Origin of the sequence: Pseudoxanthomonas sp. SL93 (assembly GCF_026625825.1) — a bacterium.
Lineage (GTDB): Bacteria > Pseudomonadota > Gammaproteobacteria > Xanthomonadales > Xanthomonadaceae > Pseudoxanthomonas_A.
Genome location: NZ_CP113065.1, coordinates 697,283 through 716,712, shown reverse-complemented (window position 1 = coordinate 716,712; position 19,430 = coordinate 697,283). Strand labels below are relative to the sequence as shown.

16 protein-coding genes are annotated in these 19,430 nt (G+C 67.9%); 12 read left to right on the top strand and 4 right to left on the bottom strand.

All coding sequences use genetic code 11. The features are described from left to right. The first annotated feature begins 21 nt into the window (after positions 1 to 21). From OVA13_RS03300 to OVA13_RS03255, 9 genes are all read left to right on the top strand, one after another. A complete protein-coding gene (locus OVA13_RS03300) occupies positions 22 to 510 on the top strand; it encodes a chemotaxis protein CheW (RefSeq protein WP_267792393.1) in 489 nt (162 codons plus the stop codon). 218 nt (positions 511 to 728) lie between these two features. Beyond that, the gene (locus tag OVA13_RS03295; RefSeq protein ID WP_267792392.1) at positions 729 to 2,984 is read left to right on the top strand and encodes a methyl-accepting chemotaxis protein; all 2,256 of its coding nucleotides are present in this window, start codon (positions 729 to 731) and stop codon (positions 2,982 to 2,984) included. Between the two features lie 200 nt (positions 2,985 to 3,184). After that, positions 3,185 to 5,827, top strand: a complete 2,643-nt coding sequence (locus OVA13_RS03290) for an EAL domain-containing protein (protein WP_267792391.1) — start codon at positions 3,185 to 3,187, stop codon at positions 5,825 to 5,827. A 178-nt stretch (positions 5,828 to 6,005) separates the two neighbouring features. Beyond that, on the top strand, positions 6,006 to 6,410 hold the full coding sequence (locus OVA13_RS03285; RefSeq protein ID WP_267792390.1) for a hypothetical protein: 405 nt from the start codon (positions 6,006 to 6,008) through the stop codon (positions 6,408 to 6,410). A 91-nt stretch (positions 6,411 to 6,501) separates the two neighbouring features. Next, a complete protein-coding gene (locus OVA13_RS03275; RefSeq protein ID WP_324288262.1) occupies positions 6,502 to 8,730 on the top strand; it encodes a methyl-accepting chemotaxis protein in 2,229 nt (742 codons plus the stop codon). 98 nt (positions 8,731 to 8,828) lie between these two features. Beyond that, complete coding sequence (locus tag OVA13_RS03270; RefSeq protein ID WP_267792389.1) at positions 8,829 to 9,743, top strand: CheR family methyltransferase; 915 nt, start codon at positions 8,829 to 8,831, stop codon at positions 9,741 to 9,743. Continuing rightward, positions 9,740 to 10,342 (top strand): chemoreceptor glutamine deamidase CheD, encoded by a 603-nt coding sequence (cheD, locus tag OVA13_RS03265; RefSeq protein ID WP_192202683.1) that lies wholly within the window; start codon positions 9,740 to 9,742, stop codon positions 10,340 to 10,342. The genes OVA13_RS03270 and cheD overlap by 4 nt, the downstream gene beginning before the upstream one ends. After that, a complete protein-coding gene (locus OVA13_RS03260) occupies positions 10,342 to 11,412 on the top strand; it encodes a protein-glutamate methylesterase/protein-glutamine glutaminase (protein ID WP_267792388.1) in 1,071 nt (356 codons plus the stop codon). Before cheD ends, OVA13_RS03260 begins: the two co-directional genes overlap by 1 nt. Before the next feature lie 127 nt (positions 11,413 to 11,539). After that, the gene (locus OVA13_RS03255) at positions 11,540 to 12,730 is read left to right on the top strand and encodes a methyl-accepting chemotaxis protein (RefSeq protein WP_267792387.1); all 1,191 of its coding nucleotides are present in this window, start codon (positions 11,540 to 11,542) and stop codon (positions 12,728 to 12,730) included. Positions 12,731 to 12,830: 100 nt separating this feature from the next. Here the strand turns inward: OVA13_RS03255 and OVA13_RS03250 are convergent, their stop codons facing one another. Further along, positions 12,831 to 14,354 carry a phospholipase D family protein gene (locus tag OVA13_RS03250; RefSeq protein WP_267792386.1) on the bottom strand — a complete coding sequence of 508 codons (1,524 nt, stop codon included), beginning with the start codon at positions 14,352 to 14,354 and terminating at the stop codon, positions 12,831 to 12,833. Positions 14,355 to 14,585: 231 nt separating this feature from the next. On the opposite strand from OVA13_RS03250, the gene OVA13_RS03245 reads away from it, so the two are divergent. From OVA13_RS03245 to OVA13_RS03235, 3 genes are all read left to right on the top strand, one after another. Continuing rightward, positions 14,586 to 15,260, top strand: a complete 675-nt coding sequence (locus tag OVA13_RS03245) for a sensor histidine kinase (protein ID WP_267792385.1) — start codon at positions 14,586 to 14,588, stop codon at positions 15,258 to 15,260. 65 nt (positions 15,261 to 15,325) lie between these two features. Beyond that, positions 15,326 to 16,972 carry an EAL domain-containing protein gene (locus OVA13_RS03240; protein WP_267793615.1) on the top strand — a complete coding sequence of 549 codons (1,647 nt, stop codon included), beginning with the start codon at positions 15,326 to 15,328 and terminating at the stop codon, positions 16,970 to 16,972. Beyond that, complete coding sequence (locus tag OVA13_RS03235; protein WP_267792384.1) at positions 16,938 to 17,279, top strand: GIY-YIG nuclease family protein; 342 nt, start codon at positions 16,938 to 16,940, stop codon at positions 17,277 to 17,279. The genes OVA13_RS03240 and OVA13_RS03235 overlap by 35 nt, the downstream gene beginning before the upstream one ends. 150 nt (positions 17,280 to 17,429) lie before the next feature. Here OVA13_RS03235 and OVA13_RS03230 read toward each other — a convergent pair whose 3' ends face one another. The 3 genes from OVA13_RS03230 to flgM form a co-directional block, all read right to left on the bottom strand. Then, positions 17,430 to 18,602, bottom strand: coding sequence for an ATP-binding protein (locus OVA13_RS03230; RefSeq protein ID WP_267793614.1), 1,173 nt, complete (start codon positions 18,600 to 18,602; stop codon positions 17,430 to 17,432). A gap of 154 nt (positions 18,603 to 18,756) precedes the next feature. Then, entirely contained in the window at positions 18,757 to 19,110 is a 354-nt protein-coding gene (locus tag OVA13_RS03225) for a flagellar protein FlgN (protein ID WP_267792383.1), read from the bottom strand. Next, on the bottom strand, positions 19,107 to 19,415 hold the full coding sequence (gene flgM, locus OVA13_RS03220) for a flagellar biosynthesis anti-sigma factor FlgM (RefSeq protein WP_267792382.1): 309 nt from the start codon (positions 19,413 to 19,415) through the stop codon (positions 19,107 to 19,109). Before flgM ends, OVA13_RS03225 begins: the two co-directional genes overlap by 4 nt. Between the last annotated feature and the right edge of the window lie 15 nt (positions 19,416 to 19,430).

Sequence of the window (19,430 nt, the reverse complement as noted above, 5' to 3'; positions counted from 1 at the left end):
GCTGCGACAGGAGCCTTCCGAATGAGCGACAAGAAAACCCAAGCCGTGGCCACCCCCGACGAGTTCCTCAGCTTCACGCTGGGCGAGGAACATTACGGCGTGGACATCCTGAAGGTGCAGGAGATCCGCGGCTACGATTCCGTCACCCGCCTGCCGGACGCACCCGACTACATCAAGGGCGTCATCAACCTGCGCGGCACCATCGTGCCGGTCATCGACCTGCGTCTGAAGCTGCGCCTGAAGGAAGCCCGCTACGACGCCTTCACCGTGATGATCGTGCTGAACGTGGAAGACCGCGTGGTCGGCATCGTGGTGGACAGCGTGTCCGACGTGATCGCACTGGCCGCCGAACAGATCCGCCCGACGCCGGAATTCGGTGCCAGCGTCGACACGCGTTTCATCTCCGGCATCGGCACGGTGGACGACCGCATGCTGATCCTGCTGGACATCGAGACGCTGATCGACAGCGCCGACCTGGGCCAGCCGCTGCCGGAACAGGCCGCCGCCTGACGCATCGCCTTCGCGGCGCGCACGTGTTCTCCAGGGACCGCAGGCCGCAAGGCCTCCGGTCCCTTTTTCGTGCGCGGCGCCGCGGCGTATCCCCCGCATCTTTGGTCGTAAGGGCAAGAAAACCACTGAAATTCGGCCGCCCACGGCCGCTATTACCCATGAGGGCAATCCGCCCCATTCCGCATGCACAGGCCCCACCTGTCGCCAGAGATCCCGCCATGACGTTCAACGCCAAGATTGCCGCCCTGCTCTCCAACCTTCCGCTCAAGCGCAAGTTCCTCATCCAGACCGCCCTGGTAGCCGCCGGTACGGTGGCATTGGCCGTGGTGGCTGCCCGCATCCAGTACCTCGACCTGACCGGGACGCGCCAGGCCGGCCTGAAGGCGCAGACGGAAATGGCGCTGGGCGTGATCGACGGCTACGCGAAACAGGCGGCAAGTGGCGCGCTGGACGAGGCGCAGGCGAAGGAACGCGCGCTCGCCACCCTCGCCTCGATGCAGGCGAACAAGGGCGTGGACTACTTCTTCGTCACCGACGAAGCGCCGGTCATGCTGATGCACCCCACCCGCCCTGACCTGATCGGCAAGCCGCTCAACGACGTGCTGAGCCCGGACGGCAAGCGCATCTTCCCGGAATTCGTCCGCGTGGCGCGCGATGGCGGTGGCCATGTCGACTACAGCTGGGCCAAGGCCGGCGAAGATGCCCCCGTGCCGAAGACCTCCTACGCCGCGCTCTACCAGCCATGGGGCTGGGTGATCGGCACCGGCGTCTACATCGACGACACCCAGGCGCAGGCCCTGCAGTTCACCTTCATCATGACCATCGCCGGCGGCCTGCTGGTGCTGTTGAGCATGGTGATCGGCTGGGTGATCGGCCAGTCGGTGCTGGTGCCCGTGGCGCGCGCCCTGTCCGCGATCCGCGGCGTCTCGCGCGGCGACCTGAGCGTGCGCACCGGCCACCACGGCCTCGACGAAGTCGGCCAGATGCTCAAAGCCACCGACGAAATGGTGCACATGCTGGAGCGGTTCTCGCAGGAGACGCACCAGATGATCCGCGTGCACGAAGCCGAGGATATCACCCACCGCATGCCGGAGGATTTCCCCGGCGTGTACGGCGAGCTGGCGGGTGGCATCAACACCATGATGTTCGAGCACCTGGACGCCTTCCGCGATGCCATCGGCATCCTGGAACGCTACGCCAACGGCGACCTCAGCCAGGATGCGCGCCGCCTGCCGGGCACGCGCGCGTTCCTGCATGAAGCGATGGACGCGGCCAAGCAGAGCCTGCTGGCCATCAATGCCGAGATCAAGCGCCTGGCGCAGGCCGCGGCGGCCGGCGATTTCAGCGCCCGCGGCGACGAAGCCCGCTTCCAGCACGACTTCCGCCAGATGGTGCAGGGCCTGAACGCGATGATGACCATCAGCGACAGCAACCTGGCGCAGCTGTCCGCCCTGCTGCGCGCGATCGCGGCCGGCGACCTGACCGCCCGCATGGAAGGCGACTTCCATGGCGTGTTCGCCAGCATGCGCGACGATGCCAATGCCACCGTCGCCCAGCTGACCGAGATCGTCGGCGGCATCCAGATGGCCGCCATCAGCATCAACACCGCCGCCGGCGAGATCGCCTCCGGCAACAACGACCTGTCGCGCCGTACCGAACAGCAGGCCGCCAACCTGGAAGAGACCGCTGCCTCGATGGAGGAACTGACTTCCACCGTGCGCCAGAACGCCGAGTCCGCTCGCCAGGCCAACCAGCTGGCCATCGGCGCTGCCGGTGTCGCCTCGCAGGGTGGCGAAGTCGTCGACAAGGTGGTTACCACGATGCGCGACATCGAGCAGTCGTCCAAGAAGATCGCCGAGATCATCTCGGTCATCGACGGCATCGCGTTCCAGACCAACATCCTGGCCTTGAATGCGGCAGTGGAAGCGGCGCGTGCCGGCGAACAGGGCCGCGGCTTCGCCGTGGTCGCTTCCGAAGTGCGCACGCTGGCCCAGCGCAGCGCCAACGCGGCCAAGGAGATCAAGGGCCTGATCGAGAACTCGGTGGACCGCGTGGCCGATGGCTCGGCCCTGGTCAACCAGGCCGGCACGACCATGGGCGAGATCGTCGCCAGCGTACAGCGCGTGACCGACATCATGGCCGAGATCTCGGCGGCCTCGCAGGAACAGTCGGCCGGCATCGAGCAGGTCAACCAGACCATCACCCAGATGGACGAGACCACCCAGCAGAACGCCGCGCTGGTGGAGGAAGCCACGGCCGCTGCGCGTTCGATGGAAGAACAGGCGGGTGCACTGACGCAGAGCGTGTCGGTGTTCAAGCTGGACAACGGGCATGCGGCCCCGGTGCGCCAGGCGATCAGCCAGGCCATCGCCACCGCGCCGGCCAGGGCAGCGGCGCCCAAGGCCACCGCGCGCAAGCCGGCCGCCCGCAAGCCCGAACCCGCCCTCGCCGACGGCGACTGGCAGGAGTTCTGACCGGCGCGTCCGGGGCCGGCCATCCGGCCCCGGACGTTCCCGCCAGCCCTGCATGCCCGCCCGCCATTCCGGCCTTCAAGTAACCCGGATGCCGGCCGATATGAGTCCCTAAGGCACTCCCACTGGCCCACGATGACCGCCGTACTGCACGCCACCATTGAAGCCAGCCCCCGATCAGCCCTTCCGGCAAAGGACGTCGCATGCTCAGGCGCACCCTGACGTCGCTGCGTCCTGCCGTCACGCCGGCTGACACGTCTCCCCCGGCTGCGCCGGCACCGGAGGCGGGCCACGACACCCTCTGGCATGTGCTGGAACAGTCGGTGGACGCCGCGATGGTGCTGGACAGCCGCCACCGCGTGGTCCTGTTCAACCCGGCGGCGGAAGCGCTGTGGAAGTGCCGTCGCGAAGAGGTGCACGGCACCCCGTTCCTGAAACTGATGTCGTGCACGGCGCCGGGCGCCGAAGGCGATCCGGAAGCCTCGCTTGCCCAGCTGCTGGGCAGCAACCGCGACGTGGTGATCCACCGCACCGACGGCAGCCAGGTGGCCGGCTCGGTGTCGATGTCAAAGGTGGTGCTGGGCAACCAGGTCTTCCATACCGCCTTCATCCGCGACACCAGCGAGCAGCAGCGGCAGCTGGAACGCCTGCGCCAGCTGTCGATCGTGGTGGACAAGAGCGACAACGCGATCTTCGTCAGCTCCGCCGACCGCGAGGTGGTCTACGTCAACAGCGGCTTCACCCGCATGCTGGGCTACAAGCTGGAGGAACTGCGCGGCATGAAGCCGGCGCAACTGCTTTCGGGCGCGCACACCGACCCCACCCTTAACGACCGCATCGACCGCGCCATCTCCGCGGGCGAAGGCCTGCAGACCGAAGTGCTGCTCTACAGCAAGGTGGGCCGGCCGCTGTGGCTGTCGGCGGCCATCAATCCGGTGCACGACGAGGACGGCGTGCTGCTGGGCCTGGTCAGCGTGCTGAGCGACATCACCCAGACCAAGATGCACCAGGTGCTGCACAACAAGGTGCTGGACGCGCTGGTGCACGAGTGGAGCGTGGCCGACGTGATGACGCTGATCTGCCGCGAGGTGGAACACATCGCGCCGGAGCTCACCGTCTCCATCATCACCGTGGACAACGAAGGGCTGATGCGGCCGCTGGCGTCGCCCAGCCTGCCCGACGCCTGGTTCCGCAAGGTCGAAGGCATGGCCATCGGCCCGCGCGCCGGCGCCTGCGGGGCGGCGGCGTGGCGCGGCCGTCCCGTGCTGGTGAAGGACATCGCGACCGATCCGCTGTGTGCGGGCACGCGCCACCTGACCCTGCCGCTCGGCCTGCGCGCCTGCTGGACCCATCCCATCAAGTCCAGCAGCGGACGCGTGCTGGGCACGCTGTCGTTCTACTTCCGCGAGAACCGTGGCCCCGACGAACTGCATGCCAAGCTGGCCGACACCTGCCTGCACCTCTGCGCACTGACGCTGGAACGCGAGCAGACCAACGAGCGCGTGCACCAGCTGGCCTTCTACGACACCCTCACCGGGCTGCCCAACCGCATCATGTTCAGCGCGAAGGCCGAACAGGCCTTGGCGAACGTGGCCCAGGCCAACGGCACCGCCGCTGTGCTCTTCATTGATTTGGACCGATTCAAGCGCATCAACGACGCGCAGGGCCATGCGGCGGGCGACGGCCTGCTGCGCGATGTGGCCGCACGCCTCAGCGAGGAACTGGGCGGGGTCAACATCGTGGGCCGCCAGGCTGGCGACGAATTCGTCGCGGTGCTGCCCATGTGCAGTGCGGAACAAGCCGGCAGCGTGGCCGAACGCCTGCTCGGTGCGCTGGCCGCGCCGACCGCCGCCGGGCTGATGACGCTGCACCCCAGCGCCAGCATCGGCGTGGCCATGTTCCCCGACGACGGCCGTGACATCGACCTGCTGGTGCGCCACGCCGACATGGCGATGTACCGCGCCAAGAGCGACGGCGGCGGCGACTTCCGCTTCTTCAGCGTCGACATGAACCGCCTCGCCCAGGAACGCGTGTCGCTGGAAACGGCGCTGCGCGAGGCGCTGCGCATCAACCAGCTGCAACTGCACTACCAGCCGCAGGTCGGCGGCCATGGCGGCAACCATCTGTACGGCGTGGAATCGCTGCTGCGCTGGCACCACCCCGACCTGGGCGTGATCCCGCCCGCGCGCTTCGTGCCGGTGGCGGAAGAATGCGGCCTGATCTCCGAACTGAGCCTGTGGGTGTTGCGCCAGGCCTGCGCGCAGATGGCCGACTGGCGGCACCGCGGCATCGACGTACCCCGCGTGTCGGTGAATATTTCGGCGATCAACTTCCGCGATCCAGAACTGTCGCTGCAGATTTCCGACCTGCTGGACGCCTACGGCCTGACCCCGAACGACCTGACGCTGGAGATCACCGAGAGCGTCATGCTCGACCCGGATCCGGACGTGCTGGAGAACATAGAGGCGATCTACGTGCTGGGCGTGCGCCTGTCGCTGGATGACTTCGGCACCGGCTATTCCAGCCTCAGCCACCTGCACCGCCTGCCCATCCACGAACTCAAGCTGGACCAGAGCTTCGTGCGCGACATCGACACCAGCGCGATCGCCCGCACGCTGACCACCTCGGTGCTGCGCATCGGCGAAAGCCTGGGCATGAAGGTCGTGGCGGAAGGCGTGGAAACCGAATCGCAGCACCGCTTCCTGACCGAGCAGCGCTTCCCCGTGTTGCAGGGCTACCTGTTCTCGCCGCCGCTGCCCGCCGCCGAGCTGGAAATCTGGCTGGCGCAGCACTGCGACAGCGTGATGCGGGACGACATCGCGGTTGCAACGGCGATGCCCGCCTGACTCCAACGCAGCGATTGCCGTCGATAGCCAATCTGTCGGGACCGGAACTGTGATGGATATCCCACTCGGACATGCGACCGCTCACTGACGTCCCTGCCGCACTCAAGTTCCGCGCCGCGCCGCCGATCTCAGGCAACGAGCCTTTACCCCTTCCCAGATCAAACCCGGAGACACTGGAATGAAAATCGCGTCCATCCTGACCCTGTCCATCGCCACCGTCGGTGCCGCCCTGCTGATGCCGGCCTCGCCGGCCACCGGCCAGTCGCAGATCGACAACGCCATCCCGGCCGACATGGCCGTGCGCTTCGCGGGCAAGGCCGGCACCGTCTGCGGCACCGTGGGCAAGGCCCGCTTCGCCGAGAACTCGGAAGGCACGCCGACCTTCCTGTACATGGGCGGCAACTTCCCGCGCCACACCTTCACCGCCCGCATCCCCGGCGATGCCCGCGCCAAGTTCAAGCCCGCCCCGGAAACGCTGGAAGGCAAGGACGTGTGCGTGATCGGCAACATCCAGCGCGATGCCGCGCGTGCGGAAATCGTGGTCAGCTCACCGTCCAACCTGAAGCTGGCAACCATCCGCTGATGCATTGCCACGGCGGGGCCCTGCGCCCCGCCTTCTCCCGGTCGCACTTGTGAGTGGCGCGGCGCGCGCCCTGGTAAAGGAAAAGAATCCCATGCAGCGGATGAAGAACCTCAAACTGACGACGAAGATGATGCTGGCGTTCGGCGTCGTACTGGCCCTGATGCTGATCCAGGGCGTGACCGCCTTCGTCGGCCTGAACTCGTTGAACGGCGCCACCACGCAGGTGACGGACAGCGTGCTGCCCAGCGTGCAGGCCGCCGCGGAACTGCGCAGCCAGGTGGGTGAATACCGCAGTGCGTCGTACCGCAGCCACGTGCGTGCGAGCGCAGCCGTCAAGGAAGAAGCCAAGGTGCGTGCCGGCAAGATCAAGGCGCAGATCGACCAGGGCATCAAGGACTACCGCCCCCTGATCACCACCGCCAAGGAAAAGCAGCTCTATGAGCGCTTCGTCAAGGACTGGGCGGCGGCGATGCAGTCGTACAACGACGTGAATGAAATGCTGGAGCTGGACCTGGCGGACGACGCCGTGGACACCTTCATCGGCACCACGCGAGACCTGCACACCAAGGCGACCGGCTCGCTGACCGAGCTGATCGCGGAAGTGGATCACCAGGCGCAGCAGGCCAATGCCGACGCCGAAAGCACCTTTACCGCCAGCAGCACGCTGCTGGTCATCATGCTGCTGGCCGGCATCGTCGGCGGCCTGGCGCTGGCCTGGTTCTTCGCCCGCGCCATCGCCAAGTCGGTCGGCGAGGCCGTGCGCGTCGCCAACGACGTCTCCGCCGGCAAGCTCGACGGCAAGATCGACACGTCCCGCCAGGATGAAGTCGGGCAGCTGCTGGCCGCCATGCAGCGCATGCAGACGCAGGTGCAGTCCGTCATTTCCGCCCAGAGCGAGATGGCCGCGCGCCACGACGAAGGCACCATCAGCTACCGCATGGACGACAGCCAGTTCCCCGGCGAGTACGGACGCATGGTGCGCGACACCAACGCCCTGGTGGCCTCGCACCTGCAGGCCATCGGCGACGCGCTGAAGATCATGCAGCGCTACTCCGTCGGCGACCTGAGCCTGGACATGCCCAAGCTGCCGGGCGAAAAGGCCAACCTGACCGAAACGATGGATGCCACCAAGGCCAACCTGTCGGCGATCAATGCCGAGATCAAGCGCCTGGCGACGGCCGCCGCCCTGGGCGACTTCGCCCAGCGCGGCGACCTGGACAAGTACCAGTACGACTTCCGCGACATGATCGATGGCCTGAACCAGCTGATGGAGACCACCGACGGCAACCTGGCCGAGGTGTCCGAACTGCTGCAGGCCATCGCCCGCGGCGACCTGACCGCCCGCATGGAAGGCGACTTCCATGGCGTGTTCGCCAGCATGCGCGACGACGCCAATGCCACCGTCGCCCAGCTGACCGACATCGTCGGCCGCATCCAGGACGCTTCGACCAGCATCAACACCGCTGCCGGCGAGATCGCGTCGGGCAACTCGGACCTGTCGCGCCGCACCGAACAGCAGGCCGCCAACCTGGAAGAAACCGCTGCCTCCATGGAGGAACTGACCTCCACCGTGCGCCAGAACGCCGAATCGGCCCGCCAGGCCAACCAGCTGGCCATCGGTGCCGCCGGTGTCGCCTCGCAGGGCGGTGAAGTCGTCGGCAAGGTGGTCACCACCATGCGCGACATCGAGCAGTCGTCCAAGAAGATCGCCGAGATCATCTCGGTCATCGACGGCATCGCCTTCCAGACCAACATCCTGGCCTTGAATGCGGCGGTGGAAGCCGCCCGTGCCGGCGAGCAGGGCCGCGGCTTCGCCGTGGTCGCCTCCGAAGTCCGCACGCTGGCCCAGCGGTCGGCCAATGCGGCCAAGGAGATCAAGGGCCTGATCGAGAACTCGGTGGACAAGGTCGCCGACGGTTCCAAGCTGGTGAACCAGGCCGGCGCCACGATGGGCGAGATCGTCGCCAGCGTGCAGCGCGTGACCGACATCATGGCCGAGATCTCCGCGGCCTCGCAGGAACAGTCGGCCGGCATCGAGCAGGTCAACCAGACCATCACCCAGATGGACGAGACCACCCAGCAGAACGCCGCGCTGGTGGAAGAAGCCTCCGCCGCCGCCCGCTCGATGGAAGAACAGGCCGGCGCGCTGTCCGAAAGCGTCTCGGTGTTCAAGCTGGACACGCGCGCCACGGCCAGTGCCGCCAAGCCTGCCGCCAGCAAGCCGGCGCCGGTCGCCGCCAAGCCGGCATTCCGTCCCACCGTCGCCCATTCCACGCCCGAACCGGCGCTGGCCGAGGGCGATGACTGGCAGGAATTCTGAGGCACACCGCTTGCATCGCAAGGCATGACCGGCTTCCTTCCCGTGGGGAGGAAGCCGGTGACTGAGCGACCGTAATCCCCTGCCCCTCCGAGAACACGATGTCCGTCAGCACCCGCCACCCTGCACCGGCCGCCACGACACGACGGACCCCCGCCCCGCCCCGCGACGATGACGCGCGCCCGGCGGCCGGCAATCGCGATTTCGACTTCGACGACCGCGACTTCCGCCGGGTCTGCGAACTGATCCGCGAACGCGCCGGCATCGCCCTGGCCGACGGCAAGCGCGACATGGTCTACGGACGCCTGTCGCGCCGCCTGCGCGCACTGGGCCTGCGCAGCTTCAAGGACTACCTGGACCAGCTGGAACGCGATGGCGGCGACGAATGGCAGGCGTTCACCAACGCGCTGACCACCAACCTGACCTCGTTCTTCCGCGAACCGCATCATTTCGAACGCCTGCGCGAAGAGCTGGGCCGGCGCGTCCATGACGGACCCCTCAAGCTCTGGTCGTGCGCATCGTCGACCGGCGAAGAGCCCTATTCCATTGCCATCACCGCCTGCGAGGCCTACGGCACGATGGCGCCGCCGATCCGCATCCTGGCCACGGACGTGGACACCCAGGTGCTGGCGACCGGCGAGCGCGGCGTCTACCCGATCGAACGTATCGCCAGCCTCGACGACGCACTGAAGCGCCGCTACTTCCAGCGCGGCAGCGGACCCAACGAAGGCTTCTGCCGCATACACCCCGCGCTGCGCCAGCTGATCGACTTCCGCCCGCTCAACCTGCTGGCGCCGCGCTACGACGTGGCGGGACCGTTCACCGCGGTGTTCTGCCGCAACGTGATGATCTATTTCGACAAGCCCACCCAGCGCGGCATCCTGACCCGGCTGGTGCCGCACCTGGCCGACGACGGCATGCTGTACACCGGGCATTCGGAAAACTACCTGCACGCCGCCGACATCATCCAGCCCTGCGGTCGCACGCTGTACCGCCGCGCCGGGACCGGCGCATGAGTTCAGCCGCCGCCTCGTTCGCCGATGGCAGCGTGATGCGCTACCACGACGCCCGCTTCAAGACCGAAGCGGCCAAGCTGCTGCCCACGCAGTACTTGGTGGTGGACAACGACACCGCGCTGGTCACCGTGCTGGGCTCCTGCGTGGCCGCCTGCATCCGCGACCCGCTGCTCAAGCTGGGCGGCATGAACCACTTCCTGCTGCCGGACGGCAACGTGGGCGACGGTGCACCCGCGCGCTACGGCAGCTTCGCCATGGAACTGCTGATCAACGACCTGCTCAAGCGGGGTGCCGCGCGCAACCGGCTGGAGGCCAAGGTGTTCGGCGGTGCCAACGTGCTGAAAGGCTTCACCAGCAACCCGGTCGGCACGCGCAACGCCGAGTTCGTCCGCAAGTACCTGGATGCCGAACGCATTCCCGTGGTCGCCGAAGACCTGCGCGGCATCCATCCGCGCAAGGTCTGGTATTTCCCCAACACCGGCCGCGTGGTGGTGCAGCGCCTGCCGCATGCCCATGACGCCGAGGTCCTGGCCGCCGAATCCGCCGCCCGCGCCCGTCTGTCGAGGGCGCCGGTCACCGGAGGCGTGGAGCTGTTCTGATGAGTAGTCCTTCCCCCTGCAAGGTATTGATCGTCGACGACTCGGCGGTCGTGCGGCAGATGCTGACCGAGATCCTGTCGCGCGACCCGGGCATCGAGGTCGTCGGTTCCGCCGCCGATCCGCTGCTGGCACGCGACAAGATCAAGCGCCTGAATCCCGACGTGATGACGCTGGACGTGGAAATGCCGCGCATGGACGGCCTGGCGTTCCTGGAGAACGTCATGCGCCTGCGGCCGATGCCGGTGGTGATGATTTCCTCGCTGACCGAGCGCGGCGCCGACACCACGCTGCAGGCGCTGGCGCTGGGCGCGGTGGATTTCGTGTCCAAGCCCAAGCTCGACGTCGCCAGCGGCCTGCAGGCGTATGCCGACGAGATCATCGCCAAGGTCAAGGCCGCGGCCAAGGCGCGCGTGCGACCGATCGCCCGCAGCAACGGCCCGCGCACCAGCCTGGACACGGTGTTGCCCTCGCCGCCCGCGTTGCGCTTCCGCACCACCGACCGCCTGATCGCCATCGGCGCCTCCGCCGGTGGTACCGAGGCGCTGCGCGTGGTGCTGGAACAGATGCCGGCCGACGCACCCGCCATCGTGCTGACGCAGCACATCCCCGCCGGTTTCAGTCGCGCCTTCGCCGAACGCCTGGACCGCCACTCGGCCATGGCGGTACGCGAGGCCAGCGATGGCGAAGCCATCCTGCCCGGCCACGCCTACCTGCCGCCGGGCGGCCAACACATGCGTGTCATCCGCGACGGTGCCCGCTGGCGCTGCCGCATCGACGACGGTCCGGCCGTCAACCGGCACAAGCCGGCGGTGGATGTGCTGTTCCGCTCGGTCGCGCTCAGCGCGGGCGGCAACGCGGTCGGTGCCATCCTCACCGGCATGGGCGACGACGGCGCGCGCGGCCTGCTGGAAATGGCCCAGGCCGGCGCACCGACGCTGGTGCAGGACGAGGCCACCAGCGTGGTCTGGGGCATGCCCGGTGCGGCGGTGAAGCTGGGGGCGGCGAAGGATGTCGTGCCGCTGGACCGGATCGCCCAGCGCCTGCTGGACCTGGCCGCGCAGATCGTCTGACGTGCGCATGCCACCGGCGCGCGCCGCCATCACAGTTTCAACCAATCCCCAGGCAACGGCGATTTACCCGCTAAAGACGCGATGCCCACGGCCGATATTCAACATTGAGCTTCAGTAGAGAGCACTCATGTATCCGCGCATCCTGGTTCGTCTGGCAGCACCCCTCATCCTGACCCTGCTGTTCCCCGTGTCCGTCGGCTTCGAATGGCCGACCGCCATGCAGTGGGCCCTGCTGACTTCACTGACCCTGGCCTGGCTGATCTTCGCCTGGCTGACGGTCGTCAACTCGCATCAGATCTCCCCGGAACACGCCAGCGTCGTGCGCGAGCAGGATGCCCTGCTCACCGAACTGCGCCGCTTCGTGAACAACGAGATCGAAGGCTCGCGCAGCGAGATCGACCGGGCCCGCGAACTGATCCGCGAAGCGGTCAACAACCTGGGCGGCAGCTTCGATGCGATGAACCGCAAGTCGCGCGAGCAGAGCACCGCCATCGCCCGCATCATCGACCGCAACGGCGACGGCGACCGCGCCGGCGTGGACGTGGCGCGCTTCGCCCAGAACGCCAGCCAGCGGATGGAACAGCTGGTCGAGGCGCTGGAACAGGTGGCCGGCCAGAGCGGCACCACCGTGCACCACATCGACGACATGGCGCAGCACCTGGACGGCATCTTCTCGCTGCTGGAAGACGTCAAGTCCATCGCCGACCAGACCAACCTGCTGGCGCTGAATGCCGCCATCGAGGCCGCGCGTGCCGGTGAAGCCGGCCGGGGCTTCGCGGTGGTCGCCGACGAAGTGCGCAACCTGTCCGAGCGCTCCACCGCGTTCAACGAACAGATCCGCAAGCTGGCGCACAGTTCCAAGGAATCCATCGCCAAGGTACGCGACACCGTGTCCAACATGGCCTCGCGAGACCTGGACCGCTCGCGGGAAGCGCGCGGCGAAGCGGCCAACATGCTCAACCAGGTGGCGGCCATCAATGCCTCGCTGGGCGACGGCATGCGCGAGGTCTCGATGTGCGGCCACGCCATCGATGCCAGCGTCGCCGAAGCCGTCCGCTCGCTGCAGTTCGAGGACATCGCCACCCAGTCGCTGGGCAGCGCCGTCACCCACCTGGAGCGCCTGACCGCGATCAACAAGGAAGCCGTCGCCCTGCAGGAACTGCTGCACCGCTCCGGCGGCGCGACCGACAACGAACTGCTCAGCGCCCTGCGCCTGATCGGCAACCGCCTGCGCGACCAGCGCAGCGAGTGGGAACGTCCGCCGCACAAGCCGGTGGCCCAGCAGAACATGGGCGCGGGCACGGTCGAGTTGTTCTGATCCGGACGCACCACGATCCCTCGGGCCAAGGCCGGGACTGCCGCGACAACGGCATCCCGGCCTTCGTCTTTTCCGGGCGCCCGCTGCGGGCCGCGCTTCCTTACAGCTGCGACTCCACGGGCAGCACCTTCATCAACCAGGCCATGGCGCGCTGCGACGTGCCCGCCTCCGGCTCGCGGGTCCAGGTCTGCGTGCCGTCGCTCCAGCGTATGCCGTCGTCGGTCAGGGTCACCGCCCAGGCACGTGCGCCCTGCCGCTGCTGGTCGAACAGCGCGGTCAGCTCCGCCGCCAGCGCGGGATGGCCCACCAGCACGCCCTGCTCGCAGTTCAGCGAGGTGGAGCGTGGATCGAGGTTGTACGAGCCGACGAACACCTGCCGGTCATCGACGATCATCGCCTTGGTGTGCAGGCTTGAACCCGACGAACCCCGCAGGCTGAAGTCCGCCTTCTCTCCGCCGGCCGGCTTGAGTTCCCACAGCGCGATCCCCGCTTCCAGCAACGTGCGGCGATAGCGCACGTAGCCACCATGCACGGCGGCCACGTCGGTGGCCGCCAGCGAATTGGTCAGGATGCCGATCGCCACCCCGCGCCGTGCGCCATCCGCCAGGCCCTGCGTTCCCCGCTCGCCGGGAACGAAGTACGGCGAGATCAGCCGCAGGTCGTGCCGTGCGGACTGCATGGCCGGCGCCAGGGCCTGCAGCACCGCCGAACGCTGTTCCAGCGGCAGCCGCGCCTTCAGCGGATCATCGCTGACGAAACGCCAGTCGCTGCCCCAGTGCAGCCGCGTGTCGCCTTCCAGCAATGCCTGCACCTGCGGGTCTTCGCGCAGCACCTGCCGGTAGGGGCTGGCGGACAGCGCCTCGGCCGCCTGGTCCAGCACGCCGCGCAAACGCGCCAGCTGCGCATCGTCCACCGCCTCCGGCGCGAGCTGGGCGATGGGATAGTTGGAAGGCGAATTCCAGAACCGGTCGAAGTTGCTGCTGATCTCCGCCACGATCGGCCCGGCCATCAGCATGTCCAGGTCGACGAAGTTGGTGCCGTCGTGCGCATCGAAGTACTCGTCGCCCAGGTTGCGCCCTCCCACCAGCGCGATGCGGCCGTCGACGATCCAGCTCTTGTTGTGCATGCGGTGGTTGAGCCGCTTGAAGCCCGTGCTGAACTCGCCCACCTTGCCCAGGCTGCCGCTGCGGCTGGCCATCGGGTTGTACAGGCGCACCTCGATGTTCGGATGGGCATCAAGCGCCGCGAAGCCCCGGTTCTTGGCGCGCGCGTCCAGGTCATCCCCCAGGATGCGCACGCGCACGCCACGATCCGCCGCTGCCAGCGCCTGGCGCGCCAGCAGCTTGCCGGTCAGGTCGGCGTGCCAGATGTAGGTCTGGACGTCGAGATGGCTGGTGGCGGCCTGCGCACTGTAGGCACGCAGCGCATAGGCCTCGGTGCCGGTACTGACCAGGCGGAAACCGGATTGCCCCGGATGCCGGGCCTCGGCGGCCAGCACACGCTCCGCCAAGGTGCCGTTGGTTGCCGGTGGGGGCGCCATGGCATCAGGCAGCTCGGCGCGGGGCGGCAGCTGGGCGCACGCGGCCAGCAGCAGCGAGAAGGACAGGACGAGCAGGCGGCGCATCGGCGCTTCTCCGCAGGAAGACACGCGACCGGCAGGGCCGGCCCCCGTTGCATGCGTCGGCGGCCGCGCGTCGCGCGCAACCGGCAGAACCCGAAGCCGACGACGACGCGTTCCCCCTGAAGGACGTCATCCGGCACCCGGCTTTGCCGATGGTGTCACCGCCCATGCAGGCCGGCAAGCCGCGCCCGACGGCTGGCATACTGCCCTCGTTTCCGTACGCGCTGCCGACCGATGCCGCCTTCGTCCCCCGATCCGCTGGACGCCACTACCCTGCAGGCCCTGCTGCTGCAGCTGTTCCTGCAACAGGAAGACGACCGCAACACGGTCGGGCGCGCCCTGCACAACCAGGTGGGGCAGACGCTGTCGGCCATCCGCATGACCGCGCACCTGACCCAGGATGAAAGCGATCCGGAGCAGCGCCGGCAGGACCTGCAGGACATCATGCGCGCCAGCGACGACGCCGTCGCCGTACTGCGCGAACTCCACGCGGTGCTGCATCCGCCGCAACTCGACGCACTGGGGCTGGAGGCGTCGCTGCGCGCCGAGATGGAACGCATCTCGACGCAGGTCGGCGCCGTTGACATCGCGCTGGCACCGCTGCCGCGGCCACCGGAGAGCGCCGTGGCGCGAGTGGCGTTCCGGATCGCACAGGCGCTGGCCAGGCAGACGGCCGGCCATGCGGCCACGCAGCTGTCGCTGGCCGATGACGCGCAGGCGACGCCTTCCGCCTTCTGCCTGCACGTGCGTTGCGGATCACGCCCTGCCCTCGACGACCTCGCGCTCCTGCGGGCGCTGGCGGCATCGGTGGGCGGCTCGCTGTCGGAACAGGCCGCGGAGCACGGCATGCACTGGCAACTTCGCCTACCCTATGCGGCCACGCCCACGATGCCGCGCGAACGCCCTTGAATACCGATCCGCACCAGTTGCCACGCCTGCCGCGCCTGGGTGCGGGCGAGCCCGACCTGCAGCGCATGGTCGACACCGCCAACAACGGTGGCACGCCGCTGATGCTGCTGTACGTGGACATCGACCACTTCCGTTCGATCAACGAGAACATGGGCGTGGAAGTCGGCGACCAGGCACTGGCGATGATCAGCGAACGCCTCCAGCAGGCCGTCGGGCAGGACGCGCGCGCGTGGCGGCACGGCAGCGACGAGTTCGTGGTGGCCGTGCCGCGCAGCCCGGCCACCCTGCCCCCCGAGGAATTCGGCGCCTTCCTGCGCGAGCAGATCGAACTGCCCATGACGGTGCTGCCGTACACGCTGTTCCTGACCGGCACGCTGGGCATCGCGCTGTGCCCCGAGCACGCGGACTCGCCCACCGCCCTGCTGCAGTGCGCCGAAAGCGCGGTGGACCAGGCCAAGCACGAAGGGCTCAACCTGGTCCGCATGTACCGCCGCGGCGCGGCCATCACCGCCCGCAGCGACAGCATCATCGCGCGACAGATCATCAACGCCATCGCCAACAACGAACTGCGCCTGTTCTACCAGCCGCAGATCAACGCGCATGACGGCCGCGTGGTCGGCATGGAGACGCTGCTGCGCTGGTATTCGCCGGCGCTGGGCATGCTGGTGCCGGAACGTTTCATGCACGTGGCCGAGAAACTGGGCGTCATCGTGCAGATCGGCGACTGGGTGCTGCGCAACGCATTCAAGCAGGCACGCATCTGGCGCGACTGGGGTTTCGACGATTTCGAGATCGCGATCAACGTCTCCACGCTGCAGCTGCTGCGGCCCAGCTTCGTTTCCGAAGTACTGGAAGCGATGCAGGAAGCCGGCATTCCCACCCAGATGGTGGTGCTGGAAGTGCGCCAGAACGCGCTGGCCAAGGACATGAACCTGGTCCACCGCACGCTGGCGAACCTGCACCGCGAAGGCGTGCGGCTGACGCTGGACGATTTCGGCATGGGCGATTCCAACCTGGATTCGCTGATCCGGTTCTCGGTGGACAAGATCAAGATCGACCGCAGTTTCGTGAAGGGCGTGCCATCGAGCAACCGCGAGGTCGCCATCACCTGCGCCATCATCGCCATGGGCCACCAGCTGGGCATGAAGGTCATCGCCCATGGCGTGGAGACCGACATGCAGCTGGGCTTCCTGCGCCGCAACCAGTGCGACATGTTCCAGGGCCACCTGTTCGGCGAGCCGATGTCGGCCGAGGAAGCCGGTGCGGTGCTGCGCAGGCGTTACCTGCGGTCGGATGCGTTCGCGGCCACCAAGCCGGACCGCACGCTGCTGCTGCTGGACGACGAGGAGAACATCCTGCGTTCGCTGGTGCGCCTGTTCCGCCGTGATGGCTACCGCCTGCTGGCCGCCAGCAACGTCACCGACGCGTTCGAACTGCTGGCCACCAATGACGTGCAGGTGATCCTGTCCGACCAGCGCATGTCGGACATGAGCGGTACCGAGTTCCTCGGCCGCGTCCGCGTGCTGTACCCCGACACCGTGCGCCTGGTGCTGTCCGGCTACACCGACTTGGCCACGGTCACCGAGGCGATCAACCGCGGCGAGATCTACCGCTTCCTGACCAAGCCGTGGAACGACGACGACCTGCGCGAACATATCCGCCAGGCCTTCACCGCCTATGAAAACCAGCCGCACCACCGCACCCACGGCTGAGCCTGCCGTCGGGAAGGAAGGGACGGAACGAGCAGCGGCGACGGCCGCGTGCTGGCACCTGTACCTGCTCGAGTGCCGCAACGGCGCCTATTACGCCGGCATCACCAACCGGCTGGAGTCACGCTATGCGGCGCACGCCGCCGGCACCGGCGCCAAGTACACCCGCGCGAACCCGCCACTGCGGCTGCTGGCCAGCCGAGAGTACCCCGACCGCAGCACGGCATCGCGCGCCGAGGCAGAGCTCAAGCGGCTGCCGCGCGCGAAGAAACTCGCGTTCTTCGCTGCTTTCCCTGTAGGAGCGACGTAAGTCGCGACCGCGGAAGCCGGCCAATCCGGGTGCTCGCTGGGCTTGCCCTGCGCAGACAGCGGCCGCCCTTGGGTAATCGCGTGGACAGAGGTCCAGGACAACCACACGCGTGTGGTCGCGACTTACGTCGCTCCTACAGGAGGTGCTTGTTCAGGCCGCGTCGACGCTCGGCTGCCGGATCGGCAACGTGATGCGGAAGCACGAGCCCTCGCCCTGCGCGCTGCGCACTTCGATGCGGCCGTTGTGCTTCTTGACGATGCCGTAGGAGATGGAAAGGCCTAGCCCGGTGCCGCTGCCCACCGGCTTGGTGGTGAAGAACGGGTCGAAGATGCGCTGCAGGATCTCGTCGGGAATGCCGTGCCCGCTGTCCTGGATCTCCACCCAGACCTCTTCGCCCGCCACGCCGGTGGTCACGGTGATGGTGCCCCGCTCGTCGATGGCATGGCTGGCATTGAGCAGGATGTTCATGAACACCTGGTTCAATTCCGAGGGCCGGCACTGCACCAGCGGCAACTTGCTGTAGTGCTTCTCCAGGGTGACCTTGTACTTGAGCTCGTTCCAGATGATGTTGATGGTGGAATCGAGGCCCGCGTGCAGGTCCGCCGATTTCCAGCTGTCGTCGCGGCCGGAGTAGGAGAAATCCTTCAGGTTGCGCACGATGGCAGTGACGCGCTCGATGCCTTCGCGCGACTCGGACATCAGCTGCGGCAGGTCGCCAGTGATGAAGTCGATGTCGTAACGGCCCCGCATGTCGTCGATCTCGGGCAGCATCGCCTTGGGATCGGGCGAGCGCAGCGCGCGTTCGTAGACTTCGATCAGCGAGAACAGGCTGTGCAGGTATTCCTGCAGCGAGCCCAGGTTGGAGTGCACGTAGCCGATGGGGTTGTTGATCTCGTGCGCGACGCCGGCGGCCAGCTGGCCGATGGAGGCCATCTTCTCCGACTGCACCAGCTGCTCCTGCGCACCGGCCAGGCGGACCAGCGTCTGCCGCAGCTGCGCATGGCGGCGTTGCAGTTCCTGCTGGCGCGCATGCGCTTCGCTGACGTCGTGGAAGACGATCAGGTAGTAACCGCCGCGTCCGTTGTCGTGGTGATAGGCGCTGACCTGCAGGATGCGCCCGTCATCGAAGGCGAGTTCGCCGCTCCAGCGTCCTTCGGCATGCGCGGTGCGCATGGCCTCGAGCGGCAGCAACCCCATCAGTGCGCCCAGGGCATCGCTGGCGTCCGGCACCAGCGCGCGCGCCGCGGAATTGGCATGCATGGGGCGGCCCGTGCCATGGCACAGCAGCAGGCCATCGCTCATCAGCTCGGCCAGCGCCTGCATGTCGGCGAAGCGCGGCGAGTCGTCGGGGACGGCCAGGGGCTGGGGCGTGCTCACGGGAGGAAAGGCGACCGGCGCGTGGGGTATGGCTGGCCAGTATCGGACCGCGCCCGGGGGGCGGCAAGTTGCGGCTTCGCAGTTTGCGACGCCGGGGCGGTCAGGCGACCGCCAGCGGACGCACCGGACTGACGGTGCTGGTCTGGCCCTGCGCATCGTAGGCGCCGGTGCTTTCGCTGCGACCCAGGTGGCGCAGCGCCCAGTTGACCTCGCGACGGCGGCGGGCCAGCAGGATGCCGTTGGCATGGTTCTGTTCGGCCAGTTCCGCCAGGCGTTCCTGCAGTTCGGCGGGAAAGCCGAAACCGGCGGCCGAATTCTCGAGCGTGCGCAGGGCGTCCAGCTTGTCCTGGGTGGAGCGCACCAGCGCTTCCACGTCGTGCTCGACGATGGCGCGCCGCTCTTCTTCCAGGGCGGCCGCCAGGCGTTGCAGGGGCGTGGCCGTCATGGAGGTCATGCGCCCAGCTGTTTTTCCAGGCTGAGCATGCCGTCGGCGATTGCCTCGGCGTTGACCTTGTACGTGCCCGCCTGCAGCGCTTCACGCACGGCCTGCACGCGGGCGTCGTCGATGGCCGGTGCGGTGGACAGCTCGCGCTGCATCGCCTGCAGCCCGGCGGCTTCACCGGTCAGGCGGAGGCTGTCGCCACCGGCTGCGGCTTCCACCGGCCCGGAACGGTCGGCACCCGCGTTGGCAACACGCCCGCTGACGGGACCGGTGGTGCGTACGGCGGCGGGGGGAGTGCCTTCGATTTTCTGGCTCATGTCGGTTCACCTGTA

Bases quoted from the DNA above. Each gene is read 5' to 3' on its own strand.
- flgM (WP_267792382.1), bottom strand. From the start codon at position 19,415: ATGAGCCAGAAAATCGAAGGCACTCCCCCCGCCGCCGTACGCACCACC.
- cheD (WP_192202683.1), top strand. From the start codon at position 9,740: ATGAGTTCAGCCGCCGCCTCGTTCGCCGATGGCAGCGTGATGCGCTAC.
- OVA13_RS03225 (WP_267792383.1), bottom strand. From the start codon at position 19,110: ATGACCTCCATGACGGCCACGCCCCTGCAACGCCTGGCGGCCGCCCTG.
- OVA13_RS03300 (WP_267792393.1), top strand. From the start codon at position 22: ATGAGCGACAAGAAAACCCAAGCCGTGGCCACCCCCGACGAGTTCCTC.
- OVA13_RS03235 (WP_267792384.1), top strand. From the start codon at position 16,938: ATGAAAACCAGCCGCACCACCGCACCCACGGCTGAGCCTGCCGTCGGG.
- OVA13_RS03245 (WP_267792385.1), top strand. From the start codon at position 14,586: ATGCCGCCTTCGTCCCCCGATCCGCTGGACGCCACTACCCTGCAGGCC.
- OVA13_RS03260 (WP_267792388.1), top strand. From the start codon at position 10,342: ATGAGTAGTCCTTCCCCCTGCAAGGTATTGATCGTCGACGACTCGGCG.
- OVA13_RS03270 (WP_267792389.1), top strand. From the start codon at position 8,829: ATGTCCGTCAGCACCCGCCACCCTGCACCGGCCGCCACGACACGACGG.
- OVA13_RS03285 (WP_267792390.1), top strand. From the start codon at position 6,006: ATGAAAATCGCGTCCATCCTGACCCTGTCCATCGCCACCGTCGGTGCC.
- OVA13_RS03295 (WP_267792392.1), top strand. From the start codon at position 729: ATGACGTTCAACGCCAAGATTGCCGCCCTGCTCTCCAACCTTCCGCTC.
- OVA13_RS03250 (WP_267792386.1), bottom strand. From the start codon at position 14,354: ATGCGCCGCCTGCTCGTCCTGTCCTTCTCGCTGCTGCTGGCCGCGTGC.
- OVA13_RS03255 (WP_267792387.1), top strand. From the start codon at position 11,540: ATGTATCCGCGCATCCTGGTTCGTCTGGCAGCACCCCTCATCCTGACC.
- OVA13_RS03290 (WP_267792391.1), top strand. From the start codon at position 3,185: ATGCTCAGGCGCACCCTGACGTCGCTGCGTCCTGCCGTCACGCCGGCT.
- OVA13_RS03230 (WP_267793614.1), bottom strand. From the start codon at position 18,602: ATGCAGGCGCTGGCCGAGCTGATGAGCGATGGCCTGCTGCTGTGCCAT.
- OVA13_RS03275 (WP_324288262.1), top strand. From the start codon at position 6,502: ATGCAGCGGATGAAGAACCTCAAACTGACGACGAAGATGATGCTGGCG.
- OVA13_RS03240 (WP_267793615.1), top strand. From the start codon at position 15,326: ATGGTCGACACCGCCAACAACGGTGGCACGCCGCTGATGCTGCTGTAC.